Origin of the sequence: Streptomyces sp. NBC_00287, from assembly GCF_036173105.1 — a bacterium.
GTDB lineage: Bacteria > Actinomycetota > Actinomycetes > Streptomycetales > Streptomycetaceae > Streptomyces.
Map to the genome: position 1 here is coordinate 4,240,121 of NZ_CP108053.1, position 14,075 is coordinate 4,254,195.

At 70.6% G+C, this 14,075-nt stretch carries 13 protein-coding genes; 5 read left to right on the forward strand and 8 right to left on the reverse strand.

Features of this window, described 5'->3' with window-relative positions; translation table 11 throughout:
* Positions 1-56 precede the first annotated feature (56 nt).
* On the reverse strand, positions 57-395 hold the full coding sequence (locus OHT76_RS19130) for a DUF6247 family protein (protein WP_328872059.1): 339 nt from the start codon (positions 393-395) through the stop codon (positions 57-59).
* Positions 396-413: 18 nt separating this feature from the next.
* On the reverse strand, positions 414-1,181 hold the full coding sequence (locus OHT76_RS19135; RefSeq protein ID WP_328872060.1) for a helix-turn-helix domain-containing protein: 768 nt from the start codon (positions 1,179-1,181) through the stop codon (positions 414-416).
* Between the two features lie 367 nt (positions 1,182-1,548).
* Between OHT76_RS19135 and OHT76_RS19140 the strand changes: the two genes are divergently transcribed.
* Positions 1,549-2,361 carry a helix-turn-helix domain-containing protein gene (locus tag OHT76_RS19140; protein WP_328872061.1) on the forward strand — a complete coding sequence of 271 codons (813 nt, stop codon included), beginning with the start codon at positions 1,549-1,551 and terminating at the stop codon, positions 2,359-2,361.
* On the forward strand, positions 2,358-2,546 hold the full coding sequence (locus tag OHT76_RS19145; RefSeq protein WP_328872062.1) for a DUF397 domain-containing protein: 189 nt from the start codon (positions 2,358-2,360) through the stop codon (positions 2,544-2,546). The genes OHT76_RS19140 and OHT76_RS19145 overlap by 4 nt, the downstream gene beginning before the upstream one ends.
* On the opposite strand, the gene OHT76_RS19150 is transcribed toward OHT76_RS19145, so the two are convergent.
* Positions 2,534-5,770, reverse strand: a complete 3,237-nt coding sequence (locus tag OHT76_RS19150) for a tetratricopeptide repeat protein (protein WP_328872063.1) — start codon at positions 5,768-5,770, stop codon at positions 2,534-2,536. The two genes, OHT76_RS19145 and OHT76_RS19150, sit on opposite strands and share 13 nt — an antisense overlap.
* Before the next feature lie 88 nt (positions 5,771-5,858).
* On the opposite strand from OHT76_RS19150, the gene OHT76_RS19155 reads away from it, so the two are divergent.
* Positions 5,859-6,356 (forward strand): DUF2165 domain-containing protein, encoded by a 498-nt coding sequence (locus OHT76_RS19155; protein ID WP_328872064.1) that lies wholly within the window; start codon positions 5,859-5,861, stop codon positions 6,354-6,356.
* A 214-nt stretch (positions 6,357-6,570) separates the two neighbouring features.
* Here OHT76_RS19155 and OHT76_RS19160 read toward each other — a convergent pair whose 3' ends face one another.
* From OHT76_RS19160 to OHT76_RS19170, 3 genes are all read right to left on the reverse strand, one after another.
* The gene (locus tag OHT76_RS19160) at positions 6,571-7,131 is read right to left on the reverse strand and encodes a hypothetical protein (RefSeq protein WP_328876572.1); all 561 of its coding nucleotides are present in this window, start codon (positions 7,129-7,131) and stop codon (positions 6,571-6,573) included.
* Between the two features lie 52 nt (positions 7,132-7,183).
* Positions 7,184-9,769, reverse strand: coding sequence for a bifunctional FO biosynthesis protein CofGH (locus OHT76_RS19165; protein WP_328872065.1), 2,586 nt, complete (start codon positions 9,767-9,769; stop codon positions 7,184-7,186).
* Between the two features lie 165 nt (positions 9,770-9,934).
* Positions 9,935-10,780, reverse strand: coding sequence for an LLM class F420-dependent oxidoreductase (locus tag OHT76_RS19170; protein ID WP_328872066.1), 846 nt, complete (start codon positions 10,778-10,780; stop codon positions 9,935-9,937).
* A gap of 131 nt (positions 10,781-10,911) precedes the next feature.
* On the opposite strand from OHT76_RS19170, the gene OHT76_RS19175 reads away from it, so the two are divergent.
* The gene (locus tag OHT76_RS19175; RefSeq protein WP_328872067.1) at positions 10,912-12,423 is read left to right on the forward strand and encodes a CehA/McbA family metallohydrolase; all 1,512 of its coding nucleotides are present in this window, start codon (positions 10,912-10,914) and stop codon (positions 12,421-12,423) included.
* 96 nt (positions 12,424-12,519) lie between these two features.
* On the opposite strand, the gene OHT76_RS19180 is transcribed toward OHT76_RS19175, so the two are convergent.
* Positions 12,520-12,681 carry a hypothetical protein gene (locus OHT76_RS19180; protein ID WP_328872068.1) on the reverse strand — a complete coding sequence of 54 codons (162 nt, stop codon included), beginning with the start codon at positions 12,679-12,681 and terminating at the stop codon, positions 12,520-12,522.
* 102 nt (positions 12,682-12,783) lie between these two features.
* The gene (locus OHT76_RS19185) at positions 12,784-13,554 is read right to left on the reverse strand and encodes an endonuclease/exonuclease/phosphatase family protein (RefSeq protein ID WP_328872069.1); all 771 of its coding nucleotides are present in this window, start codon (positions 13,552-13,554) and stop codon (positions 12,784-12,786) included.
* Between the two features lie 120 nt (positions 13,555-13,674).
* On the opposite strand from OHT76_RS19185, the gene OHT76_RS19190 reads away from it, so the two are divergent.
* On the forward strand, positions 13,675-14,067 hold the full coding sequence (locus OHT76_RS19190) for a nitroreductase/quinone reductase family protein (protein ID WP_328872070.1): 393 nt from the start codon (positions 13,675-13,677) through the stop codon (positions 14,065-14,067).
* Positions 14,068-14,075: the final 8 nt, after the last annotated feature.

Genomic DNA, 14,075 nt, shown 5'->3' on the forward strand with positions numbered 1-14,075 from the left:
GTGGCGGTTATTGAGCCCGAGTGTTCAGTTTTCACCCGTACCGAGTGACGTTGCGGTCACAGCCCGACTTCGGACTCGGCCGCCTCCCGGATCGCGCGGATCTCGGCCATGGCCTCGGACGGGTCCTGCTCGCCGGCGTCCACGATGCGCTCCAGGTCCCGCAACCGCGCGGCACGCGCCGGGTGGCGTTCGATCGCGACGAACACGGCCCAGGAGTGCACGAAGGCGCGGAGGGGAGCGAGGCTCTGGGTCTGCTGGGCGTTGGTCGTCGCCTCGAAGAGATGCTGGGTGAGCGCCGGAAGCCTGCTGGGGGCGATCCGCCCGACCGCGCTCCGAAGTGCGTCGGGGGTCAGCTCAGGCATCGGGATCAGCGGTCCGTGGAGGCTGTCGCTCATGACGCGCGTCCGGCATGGTTACGCCACGCTCCGCTCAGGCGCCTGGGCCGGTCGGCAGTCGCGGCATCTGCCCGGGTGGGGGGAGCGGAAAGCGCGGTCGCAGGCGTCGCAGGTCTGGAGGGGGGCCGGGCGGAGGGGTTGCGGGGTGGCCGGGAGGTGCGGTGGGAGGAGGTCGGTCAGGCGGCGGGACAGGAAGGCCGCCGGGTGGCGGATGGGTTCCTGGGGGAGGCCGGACGTCAGGGTGTGTTGTACCGCTGTGGCGGGCACTCCTCGTTCCAGCCAGGCCTCTACTGCCGGAGCCAGGCGGTCCACGTCCCGTTCGGTCAGCAGCAGGCGCGCGTCGTGGGCGCGCAGTCCGGTGAGGAGGTCGGCGGCGGGCCCCGGCGTCGCCGTCGGGCGGGGTTCGGGCGCTGCCGCTGCCCTGAGCGTCGTACGCCGCGGCAAGTTGTACGAGTACGTCCGGGTCACGAATCGGCCCGATTGAAGACGCTCCTTGATGCGTGCCAGGTACCCGTGCTGCTCCAACTCCCGCAGCGCCGCGGCGATCCGGATCTCGCCCTCGGGGAACTTCGCCGTCAGCGCCTTGATTCCGATGGGGGCTCCGTCGGGCAGCGACTGGATGTGCACCGCCAGGCCGATCGCCATCAGGGAGAGATCCGGGTGCTGGGCGAGGTGGTTGCCGACCACGGTGAAGTTGTCGTGGTGGGGTTCGTTCACGTGGGTGACGCCGGTGCGGGAATGGCCGGACTTGGCGCGCGAGGGCGCGCTAGGCTGCTCGTCAGTCATCGGGAAGCGGGTGCTTTCTTCCTTGGTGATCAGGCCCTCGCACTGGGATGCCAGTCCCGGCGAGGGCCGATGCATGTCTGCAGTTGTTGCGGCTGAGGCTGCACCATGAAGTCCCTTCCGCGCCAATTGAGTTGAGGATGTTCACCCTCGTGGGTGATCGCCGGGGGCGGTGGGGCGGGTTGGGTTCTTTCCCCGGTTCTTTGGTCTTTGCGTCGGGCCCGACCGGGTCGTGGACTCCCGCGATCCAGGGCCACGCCGCCGGCAACCGGATCGGGGATCTGCGGGACCCGGGCGAGTCGAGCACCCCTTCGAGTGACGTCTGCGCTCAACTCCCCCGGCGCCACGGCCTGTTCCTACGCTGAGCTGTATGGAGGATGAGGAAGCTGCGGCCGTACTCAAGACCGTCGGGCGACAGATCAAAATGTGGCGCGAGGCCGCCGCACTGACACAAGCGGAACTCGGAGACGCGATCGGGTACGGCGGGGACATGGTCTCGGCCGTGGAACGGGGGGTGCGGATCCCCAAGCCCGATTTCCTGGACAAGACGGATGAGGTGACCGGGGCGGGCGGCAAGGTCTCCGCGATGAGGAAGGACGTGGAGGAGGCCCGGTATCCGAAGAACGTGCGCGATCTGGCGAAGTTGGAGGACGACTCCGTGGAGATGGGCGCCTATACCGCCCTTCACATCCACGGTCTGCTCCAGACACCCGAGTACGCACAGGCGTTGAACGAGGCGCGGCTGCCTGCCTATACGGAGGAGGAGATCGAGCGACGCGTCGCCGCACGCATGGCACGCAAGGTCGTCTTCGAGCGAACACCCCGGCCGTTCCTCACCTTCGTCCAGGAAGAGGCCACGCTGCGGAGACCGGTCGGGGGCAGGGTGGTGCTACGACAGCAGCTCGAACATCTCTTGGATATCGGCAGGTTGCGGCATGTGGAGATCCAGGTCATGCCCACAAGCCGAGGGGACCACGCGTACGTGTCCGGTTCGTTCCGCGTGCTGAAACTTCGGGACGGCAAGACACTGGGGTACTTGGCGGCAGAGCAGTACGGTCGAGTGATCAGTGATCCCCGGGAAGCCCAGGTCGTGGAGATGCGCTATGGCATGATCCGGGCGCAGGCCCTCTCGCCTCGGGAGTCGCTGGCCTTCATCGAGAAACTTCTGGGAGAAGAGACATGACCACCCCCGTGCTGACGTGGTTCAAGAGCAGCTACAGCGGCACCGACGAACCCGACTGCGTCGAGGTCGCGATATCCCCCACCGCCCCCACCATCCACGTACGCGACTCCAAGGACACAACCGTCGGACGCCTCACCTTCACCGACGACGCCTGGTCCACGTTCCTCAAGACCTACTCCGCATAACGCGCCTGAACCGCGTCCCTGGCCTCGACGAGGGGTTCCAGGCAGACCGTGATCAAGGGAATGTCCGCGCCCGGGCTCTCTTTCAGGTCCGTAAGGGTGGACGCCAGGTTGGCCAGGGACAGCCAGTCGGGGTCCAGGGCCAGTACCCCCGCGAGGCCCTGTTCGGCGGTGGTCGGGTCGGAGAGGGCGCAGCCGGTGAAGCAGCGGGCCTCGGCGTGTTCGAGGGGCCCCAGGTCCTCCGGTAGCAGGCGGATCAGTTCCCGCCACAGGGGCGCCGCTGCGGGCAGGCCTTCCGATCTGCTCACGGTCAGCGCCACCTCGAAGTGGCCCGCGAGCGGTTCGTCGCCCGCGCGGAGGCGTTCCGCGGCGCTGAGGGCCTCGGTCCAGCGGCCCGCGTGGCGATGCAGCTCGGACGACAGGTCGTCCAGGTCGTCGGTGAGGCGGGCTTCGGCCTCCCCCCAGCGGTCGCAGAGGATCAGCAGCTCGACGGCCTTACGGCGGGCCCAGTCCGGCTCCCTGTCCAAGGACACGCAGCGGTCGAGGTCCGCGAGCGCCTGGTCCGTGCGGCCCGTCGCGAGGCCCACCCGGGCGCGCTGGGCGTATGCCCAGCCGTATTCGGAGGACAGGGCGAGGGCCCGGTCCAGGTGCCGTAGCGCCTCGGCGTAGTCGTCACGGGCACGGTGGACCGCGCCCAGGATCGCCCAGGAGTTGGGGTCCTCGGGGTCTTGTTCCAGGCAGCGGCGCAGGGCGGCGATCGCCTCCTCGTGGCGCCCCGCGTCCAAGTACTCCGAGCCGAGTTCGCGGCGGATCCACACCGCGTCCGGGGCCGCTGCCACGGCCGCCTCCAGGTCGACGAACATGCCCGCCTCGTCGCCGTTCAGGTTCTTCGCCCGGGACCGCATCACCAGCGCCCAGGCGTATCCGGGCCGCAGCGCGATCGCGCGGTCCAGGTCCGCATGCGCCTCCTCGCCACGGCCGAGTTCGCCCAGCGCCGCGCCCCGGCTCGCCAACGCCGAGGCATGGTCCGGGTCCAGGGAGATCGCACGGCCCAGTTCGGTGACCGCGTCCTCGTAGCGGCCCGCCAGACGGTAGGTGTCACCCCGCTCCGAGGCGACCCAGGCCACGTCGGGGGCACGGGCGACCGCGAGATCGAAGTCGGCGTATGCCTGCTCCAACTCGCCTCGGCTGACGCGCAGTCGGGCTCGGCGGATCAGCGTCCACAGATCGTCGTCGATGGCGAACGAGCGGTTGAAGTCGGCGAGTGCCTCGTCGTACCGCCCGAGCACATGCCGGCACACGGCCCGCCCGGTCAGAGAGCCCGCGTCGGTCGGATCGAGGGCGAGGGCGCGGTCGAAGTCGGCGAGGGCCTCCTCGTAGCGGCCGGCCAGGCGGTAGGTCTCGGCGCGCTCGGCGATGATCCAGCCGGTGTCGGGAGACAGTGCGTCGGCGCGGTCGAGGGCGGTCAGGGCGGGCGGGAAGTCGTCCATGAGCTGGAGGGTGAGGCCCCGGCCGTAGTGGGCGAGGGGTGCGTCCGGGTCCAGTTCGATCGCCCGGTCGTACTCCTCCAGCGCACGCCCGTACTCCCGCTCATGGCGCCACTCACGGCCGCGCAGCCAGTGGGCCGCGGCCCGCCCGCGCGGGTCCAGGCCCGGGCGGGTCAGGAGCAGGTCCAGGGCGCGGGCCAGGCCGCCCTCGTCGTCGAGCGCCTCGCCCAACTCCCGGCCCCAGTCGGCCGACTGAGTGTGGTCCGTGGCAGTGCCCGCGTCCTGGAGCATGCGGGCCCAGCGGCGGCCTTCGACCTCGTCCTCGCGGCAGGCCTCGACGAACAGCCTGAGCGCGTCGGCGAGTGCAGCCGTCGGCCGGGCGCAGAGCAGGTGATACGTCTCCTCCAGTCGCAGGGCCCGCCATTCCTCGTCCGCCCAGAGGTCCTCGCACTCCCGGCTCTCCCCCACGTCCTCCCGCCACTCACCGAACGCCGCCGCCAGCCGCCGGTGCCGTTCTCGCCACCGGCGCGGATAGTGCAGCCGCTCCTGCCGCAGCATCGGCTCCCGTACGACGTCGTGGTACCGCACCCGCCCGCCGCGCTCCCCCACGAAGGGCAGCCCCCTCAACCACCGGTACTGCGCGTCGAGTTCGCCGTCCGGTAGATCGACCAGGATCCGGAAGACGTCTCCGTCCAGCCAGCGGGGCAGCGCGCAGAGCCGGGCGACGTCATGGCGGACCTCGGGCTCGGCGCGCAGGAACCGTTCCACGGCGTCGGCGCTGGGGTCCTCGATCTGCTCCGGGCCGTCGGGCCGCTTCTCGGCGAGGGTCGACACGAGGACGGGCAGCCCACCGGTCACGCGCAGCACCTCGGCGACCACCGGCTCGGCCACCACCCCTCTCCCGGCGAGGAGTTCACGTGCTTCGACATCGGTGAACGGGGCGAGCGGCAGCTCCACGACACCGTTCCAGCGGCCTGTCGGCAGGGGCAGTTGGCCGGCGGTGACCACGACGACCTCGTCCGGCGGTCCACCGTGCTCGTCCCGCTTCCTGAACAGGCCGTGCAGCCATGGGTCCAGGAACGGCCCGGTCCGCTCGTAGGTGTCGAAGAACAGGACGATCCGCGGTACGGCGGAGGCGGCGGCGCGCAGTTCACGGAGCAGGACCGGGGTGAGTGCGGCCTCCGGGTGCAGGACGAGGTCGATGTCATCGGCGTTGCGGAAGCGGGTGCTGAGTCCGGCCCGCAGCCGGTCCGCGCCCTGGGCGATCAGATCGGCGGGCAGGGCCCGGGTGAGTAGCGCGCCTCCCGGCACGGCGGTCTCCAGGACGCCCATGCCCAGTTCGACGGCTGTTCTGCTCCCGGCGGACGCGGGCTCCGGCTCCTGCGCCCGCAGCGCCGCCTCCGCCTCGCGCCGCCGCTCGCGGTACACGGCCAGCCGACGTTCCAGCGACTTCATTCTCCGGCCCTGCGCGGCGAACTGACGAGAGATCACCTCCAGTGCGTCCGGCACGCTCCCGGCGTCCTCGTCGACATACGCCGTGAGCGCTCCGTGTTTCCGCGCCAGCCGCTTCAACTCCTCGACCAGGAACGTCTTTCCGACGCCGGAATCACCGCGCACATGGAAACGCGAGCGGCGGTCCGGATCTCCCGGTGGAAGCCCGAAGTTCACCAGGAACGAGGCCCGTTCGGCCTCCCGGCCGACGAACCGGTCATCCGCCTCCCGCTCAGGCAGCTGTGCCATCCCCGTGCGTCCCCTCGCTGTGGCGACTCCACGTCATTCTGGCTCAATGCGTAGGCGGGTCCGCACCCTCACAGGGAAAATGATCGGCATGGCCACCACACCCCCACGCACCGCCCTCCGCCTCACCGCCACCCTGCTCACCGCGAGCGTCGCGCTCTACATGGCGCTCGTCGCCTTCGGGAACATCACGGACTTCGGGACGAACCAGCAGTTCGTCCAGCATGTCCTCGCGATGGACACCACATTCAAGGACGACGACCTGATGTGGAGAGCCATCACCAGCAAGGGACTTCAGGACACCGCGTACGTCGCGATCATCGTCTGGGAGACCCTCGCCGCACTCGTGCTCATATACGGCACCTGGCTCTGGGCCCGCCAGGGCGACCGCAGCGCCCGGCGCTTCACCACCTACGGCCTGCTCATGGTCATGCTGCTCTTCGGCGCCGGGTTCATCGCGATCGGCGGTGAGTGGTTCGCGATGTGGCAGTCCGGGGACTGGAACGGGCTGGACGCGGCGACGAGGGTCTTCGTGTTCAGCGGCATCGTGCTGATCGTCAACCAGCTGACGGCCGCGTCCGACACGTAACTAGTCGTCCGACCTACTGCTCCGGCTCGACCCCTTGTTGGACCGCATCAGGACCCACAACAGCTCGCCCGCACCCCGGGTCACGGCCGCTGCCGCGCGCGCCCAGCGCGGGGCAGTGCCCCGGCTCGTCCACACGACACAGACACAGCCTCCGACGACCAGCGCCAGAAGCAGCGACAAGATCAGTACGCCCACGCTCGATGTCCCCCGTTGCCTACTCGACGACCGTCACGGTCGTGCCCGCCGTCCCGAACGTCCACAGCGCCGAGCCGTCCCCCGTCTTCATCCGGATCCCGCCCGTCTGCGCCCCGGCCTCGGGCGGGGGCGGTGACGAGCCGTCCATGGCGTTGGAGAAGGCTATGTTCACGCCGGACTTCGCAGTGAAGTACACCACGTGCTCGATCTCCACACCGTCCGAGCCGGTGATCGGATCCTCGGTCCGCTGGCCGACCTCATAGCTGCCCGGATCGGGGTCGACCGTGCCCGGCCACACCGCGAAAGTGCGGCGCGCGGCGTCGCTCGCGTCCACCAGCCACACGCGCTGCTGGCCGAGCGAGTACACGATCCGGCGGCCGGTGCCCGAGCCGTCCGGCACCCGGGCCGGCTTCGCGGACTCGGTCGGCTTGGGCGTGGCGGAGGCGGAGGCGCTCGGCGGGGTGGTCGTGGCCGTGGGCTTCGCGCCCTTGTCCGCCTGTACGGCGAGGGCGACGACCACGGCTGTCGCCCCTACCGTCAGAGCGGTCACCCATACCTTCGGGGCAGGCACGGCACGGATCTCCTCAGCTCACCGACAGGGTCGGATCATCGTACTGCGGCCATGAGAACGCTCACTCCAGCACCGGCAGCAGCTCCGGAAGATGCCCGTCCGACACCGCCGCCGCCCGCTGCCGCTCCTCCGGGACCTCGCCGTACAGCGTGGTGCGGGGCCTGGAGGGGCGCCCTGCCGCGTCCGCCACCGCGATCAGGTCCTTGACCGACTTGTAGGAGCCGTAGGAGGAGCCCGCCATCCGGGAGATCGTCTCCTCCATCAGCGTGCCGCCCAGGTCATTGGCGCCCGAGCGCAGCATCTCCGCCGCGCCCTCCGAGCCGAGCTTCACCCAGCTCGTCTGGATGTTGGGGATCCAGGGGTGCAGGAGCAGGCGGGCCATCGCCGTCACCGCACGGTTGTCTCTGGTCGTCGGGCCCGGTCGTGCGATGCCCGCCAGATACACCGGCGCGTTGGTGTGGATGAACGGCAGCGTCACGAACTCCGTGAAGCCGCCCGTCTGCTGCTGGATGCGGGCCAGGGTCCTGAAGTGGCCCAGCCAGTGCCGGGGCTGGTCGACATGGCCGTACATCATGGTCGAGCTCGACCTGATGCCCAGCTCGTGCGCCGTCGTGATCACCTCGATCCAGGTGGCCGTGGGCAGCTTGCCCTTGGTCAGGATCCAGCGGACCTCGTCGTCGAGGATCTCGGCGGCCGTGCCGGGGATGGAGTCGAGGCCCGCTTCCTTCGCCGCCGTGAGCCACTCGCGGATCGAAAGACCCGTCCTGCTCGCGCCGTTGACGACCTCCATGGGAGAGAAGGCGTGCACATGCATCCCCGGGACCCGTGCCTTCACCGCCCGCGCGATGTCGAAGTACGCCGTCCCGGGGAGGTCGGGGTGGATGCCGCCCTGCATGCAGACCTCCACCGCGCCCACCTCCCACGCCTGCTGGGCCCGGTCCGCCACCTGCTCCAGGGAGAGCGTGTACGCGTCCGCGTCGGTCCGCCGCTGCGCGAACGCGCAGAACCGGCAGCCCGTGTAGCAGACGTTGGTGAAGTTGATGTTCCGCGTGACGATGTACGTCACGTCGTCGCCGACTGCCGTCTTGCGGACGTCGTCGGCGATCCGTGTCAACGCGTCCAGCGCCGGGCCGTCCGCGTGCAGCAGCGCCAGCGCCTCCTCGTCGGTCAGCCGGGTGGGGTCGTCGGCCGCGACGCGCAGCGCCTGGCGGACGTCCGTGTCGATACGCTCCGGCGCCATGCCGGGGGCGGCCGCCTCACGCAGGGCGCCCCAGTCGCCGTACACCTCGTCGAAGTCGTCGCGGCGGTCGGACGTACGGCCCTCGGTGTCGATCGTGGTGTGCAGATCCGTACGGCCCGACGCCTCGAAGGCCTCCTCCGGCTCCTGCCAGGGGTGCCCCTCGACGACGGCGTCTTCCTTCGCGAGCCCGGACGACGGGTCCGCCAGCGCCGCCACATGCGGACGCAGCCGCGGATCCAGCCAGGGCTCGCCGCGCCGCACGAACTCGGGGTAGACGCAGAGGCGTTCGCGCAGTTCGAAGCCGGCCGCCGCCGAGCGCTCGGTGAGCTCCTCGATCTGCGGCCAGGGGCGCTCGGGGTTGACGTGGTCGATGGTCAGCGGGGAGACCCCGCCCCAGTCGTCGATACCGGCGCCGATGAGCCGCTCGTACTCGGAGTCGACGAGGTTGGGAGGGGCCTGGAGGCAGCCGCTCGGCCCCATGATGAGCCGGGCGACCGCCACCGTGGCCACCAGCTCGTCGAGTTCCGCGTCCGGCATGCCCCGCATCGCCGTGTCCGGCTTGGCGCGGAAGTTCTGGATGATCAGTTCCTGGATGCCGTGGTAGGCGCGGGAGATCTTCCTGAGCGCGAAGAGGGACTCGGCGCGCTCCTCGTACGTCTCGCCGATACCGATGAGGATCCCGGAGGTGAAGGGGACCGAGGACCGTCCCGCGTCCTCCAACACCCGCAGCCGTACGGCGGGCTCCTTGTCCGGAGAGCCGTAGTGCGGGCCGCCGGGCTCGGACCACAGGCGGGTGGCCGTCGTCTCCAGCATCATGCCCATGGAGGGCGCGACGGGCTTGAGCCGCTGGAAGTCGGTCCACGACATGACCCCCGGATTGAGATGGGGCAGCAGGCCCGTCTCCTCCAGGATGCGGATGGAGACGGCTCGGACGTACGCGATGGTGTCGTCGTAACCGTGCGCGTCCAGCCACTCCCGGGCCTCCGGCCAGCGCTCCTCGGGCTTGTCGCCGAGGGTGATGAGGGCTTCCTTGCAGCCGAGGGCGGCGCCCTTGCGGGCGATGTCCAGCACCTCGTCCGGGGACATGAACATCCCGTGTCCGGCCCTGCGCAGCTTGCCGGGGACGGTCACGAAGGTGCAGTAGTGGCACTTGTCCCGGCACAGGCGGGTGAGCGGGATGAAGACGCTCTTCGAGTACGTGATGACCCCGGGGCGGCCCGCCGCTTCGAGCCCCGCGTCCCGGACCCGGGCGGCGGACGCGGCGAGGTCGTCGAGGGCCTCACCGCGGGCCTGGAGCAGCACGGCCGCCTCGGTGACATCGAGGGCGACGCCGTCCCGGGCCCGTTTCAGGGCGCGACGCATGGAGTTCTCGGTCGGGCCGGTTCCGGAGGTCGCCGAAGTCGTCATCCCTCGAGCATACGGAGGGGCTCCGCCGGTTCAGCGGGGTCGGGGGGCCTTGGGGGGCTGCTGGTGCATCGCCGGGTTCGGTTTCGTTGTGGCTGGTCGCGCCCATGCGGCGGAGCCGCATATCGATACAGCCCCGCGCCCCTGGGGAGGTGCCACGGCCCTTGGCTACAAGTACTCGGCGTACTTGTCCAGCGCCTTCAACACCTCTTCCTCCCCTGCGGGCGGCAGCTGCGCCACGACCTCCTCGATGCCGAGGTCCGCGTAGTGCGCGAGCTTTCCGGGGCTGGGGTAGATGGCGTACGGCACGATCTGGAGTGCGGCGGGGTCGCGGCCCGCGTCGGCCCAGGCGGTACGGAGCACCGGCAGCGTCTCGGTCAGTCCGCGCCCGCCGATGGGCATCCAGCCGTCGGCGTACTCGCAGATGTGGGAGAAGAGCTTGGGTCCGGCGGCGCCGCCGACGAGGGTGCGGGGGCCGGTGACGGGCCCGCGCGGCTTCTGCACCGGCTTGGGGTAGGCGTAGGAGGCGCGCACGCTCGCGAACTCGCCCTCGTAGGCGGTCGGTTCCTCCGCCCACAGGGCGCGCATCAACGCCATCCGGTCCCGGCCGAGTTCACGCCGGGTGCGCCACTCGACACCGTGGTCGGCGGCCTCCTCCACGTTCCAGCCGAAGCCGAGGCCGAGGGTGAAACGTCCGTCGGAGAGATGGTCGACGGTCGCGATCTGCTTGGCCAGGACCACCGGGTCGTGCTGGGCGACCAGCGTGATGCCGGTGCCGAGGCCGAGGCGCTCGGTCACGGCGGCGGCCTGGCCGAGCGCGACGAAGGGATCGAGGGTACGGCCGTACTCGGGCGGCGGCTCGCCGCCGGCCGGGTACGGGGTGGTCCGCTCGACGGGGATGTGGGTGTGCTCGGGCAGATACAGCCCGCCGAACCCACGCTGCTCCAGCTCGCGGGCGAGCCGGGTCGGGGTGATCGTCTCGTCGGTGAGGAAGATCGTGACGGAGAGGCGCATGTCACATCTGTACCCGGGGTGGCTTGAGAAGTCCATACCGACTGGTCGGCATCCAAGGCGGGCTTCGCTCGATGCCCGCCGATTCCCTTCCCGTCCTTACGAGTTCACGCCCGAGGGGAACACTCCCGGGCATGTGTGATGACGACGCAAGGCTCGGAAGACGCGCCCTGATCGTGACGGGCGCCACGGCTGCGCTTACGTTGGGAAGCGTGACCTTCGCGAGAGGGGCGGACGACATGCACCAAGCCGAGACCCGTACGGTAAGCGGGACTCTGCCCCCCGGCTCGCCCGATTTCGTGTACGTCCCCGTCGAAGTACCCGACGGGGTCAGGGAGATCAAGGTCTCCTACACCTACGACCGCCCGACGGTCCCGGCCGGCACCCCTGGCAACGCCCTCGACATCGGCATCTTCGACGAACGCGGCACCGACCTGGGCGGCAAGGGCTTCCGCGGCTGGTCCGGCGGCGCCCGCACGGAGTTCTTCATCCGCGCCGACGACGCGACGCCGGCGTACATCCCCGGCCCGGTCAACGAGGGCACCTGGCACATCGCCCTCGGCCCCTACACCGTCGCCCCGCAGGGCCTGAGCTACGAGCTCACAATCACTCTCCTCTACGGCGAGCAGGGCGCCGTGGCGGAACCCGTCTACCCGCCGCAGCGGGCCAGGGGACGCGGCCGGGACTGGTACCGCGGCGACTGCCATCTGCACTCCTGGTACTCCGACGGCCGCCGCACCCCCGCGGAGATCGCCGAGCTCGCCCGGGCCGCGGGGCTGGACTTCATCAACAGCTCCGAGCACAACACGCACGCCGCGCACGCGCACTGGGCCGATGTCGCCGGCGACGACCTCCTGGTGATGCTGGGCGAGGAGGTCACCACCCGCAACGGTCACGTCCTCGCCCTCGGCACGGAACCCGGCACCTTCGTCGACTGGCGCTACCGGGCCCGCGACAACCGCTTCGGCAAGTTCGCCCGCCGGATCCGGGCCTCCGGCGGACTGGTGGTCCCCGCCCATCCGCACGCAACCTGCATCGGCTGCAACTGGAAGTTCGGCTTCGGCGAGGCGGACGCGGTGGAGGTGTGGAACGGTCCGTACACCCCCGACGACGAGGTTTCGCTGGCCGACTGGGACGGGATGCTGGTGGCGTCGGTACGGGAGGGGCGGGCCTGGATCCCGGCCATGGGCAACAGCGACGCGCACCGAGCCCCTGACCCCGTGGGGTCGCCGCAGACGGTGGTGCTCGCCGATGACCTGACCCGGGAGGCGATTCAGGAGGGGATCCGGGCGGGGCGGTCGTATGTCGCCGAGTCGAAGAATGTGTCGGTGACCTTCACGGCGTCGGGTGGGCGGGGGCAGCACGCGGGCATCGGCGAGCGGTTGCGGGTGGACCGGGATACGCCGGTGACTGTCCGTCTGGAGGTCACGGGGGCGCCGCGGTGCGCGGTGCGGTTCGTGACAGATCAGGGCGTGCTGTTCACGAGTGCGCCGCTGCCGGTTTCGGGGGCGGGGGTGGTGGAGTGGCGGACGACGCCTTCGTATGCGGCTTATGTGCGGGCGGAGTTGCGTCATGAGGCGGTGCTGGCGCCGCTGCCAGGGGCGTTGGCGGCGTTCACGAACCCCATATTTTTGGGGCGGGACTGATTCGTTTTCGGCTGCGGGCCGGTGGGGGCCGGTCGCGCCCACGCGGCGTAGCCGCATATCGATACAGCCTCGCGCCCCCGGTGGGTTGAGTGACCGTCACTTAATGGTCACGTAGTCGAAGGAGGCCGGGCCGTTGCCGCCCGCGACGTACTCAGCGGTGCCGTACTCCCCCAGGGCGGCGGCGGCCAGGCAGAGCAGGATCTCCAGCCTCGCGACACTGAGCATGGCCATGTCCCAGGAGGCCAGGTCGGAGCCCACCTCGGACCGGCAGCGCCCTGGAGGGGCGCGGGGAACTGCGCGACCAGCCACGACGGGGCCGCGGACGACCGACGGCATATCGCGGCACTTCCAGCGGAGCGCTCAGCACAGAAGGTCGACGACGACGGCCGCGTGATCGGAGGGCCAGACCCCGTCCACGGGCCGGTCACCGGCTCGCCGTGCGTCCCGGACGGACGTCGGGCCGCCCAGATGGACGTAGTCGATCCGCGCGCCCTGCCGCGGGCCGTCCGGGGTGTACGGGAGCTCCGGGTCCCAGTCCCAGGTCGCCGAGGGTGCCGTCGGATCCGCCTCCTCCCAGGCATCACGGAAGTGGCGGCGAAACAGGCGCAGTTCCTCCGCCTCCGGCTCGGCGTTGAAGTCTCCGGTGACGATCACGGGGCCGTCACGGCGGGCGAACTCGGCGAGTGCGGCGGCCTGTTGGCAGCGTACGGCGGAGGCGCTCGGGGCTGATGTCAGATGGGCGGTGAAGAAGTGCGCCGGGCCCGTCCGCGCGTAGAGAGCGAGCCGTCCGTCATCAAGCTCGGGCGGCGCGGGCAGTCGTAGGACATCCGTCTCCTCCACCGGCCACCGGCTCAGCACCGCGGCGCCGATATCCACCGACGCGTCCCCGATCCGCCGCCGCCACCGCTCCGGCGCCGGGGAGGCCGCCCAGGTCCAGTGCAGGCCCAACTCCCCCGCCAGCCATTCCGCTAGGTTCTCCCCGTCGGCGGCCCACACCTCCTGCAGGCCCACGAGGTCGGGCCGCAGCTCCCGCAGCACGGAGCGGATCGCCTTCTGCCGCTCGTGCCACGGCCCGAACCGCCACCACAGGTTCCAGGTCACCACGCGCACGGCCACCCACCCCTCGGTCATGGCACTGTCAAGGCACCATTAAAGAGGGCGCGGCGGAACCGCAGCCCGACCACACCGCAAAACGTATGTGAACACGCCCGCACACCGCCGTACCGGCCGATGACAGGAGTCCTACCGACCATGTCCCGCAGCATCGAGCGCAAGTACCGGGCCGCCAGGGCCTTCCAGCGCCGACTGAACGCCGTCATGCGCCGTCTGCCGAACCACACCCTTCTGGAGACCACGGGCCGCACCTCGGGCCTGCCCCGCCGTACGCCGGTCGGCGGCCGTCGGGTGGGCGACTCATTCTGGCTGGTCTCGGAGTTCGGCGAGCGTTCGCAGTACGTGCGCAACATCCGGGTCGACCCGAAGGTCCGGGTACGGATCCACGGCCGCTGGCACGAGGGCACGGCCCATCTGCTGCCGGACGACGACCCGGTGGCCCGGCTGCGGACACTGCCCCGCTTCAACAGCGCCGCGGTACGGATGATCGGCGCGCAACTGCTCACGGTGCGGGTGGACCTGGCGGACTGAGGCTGCCG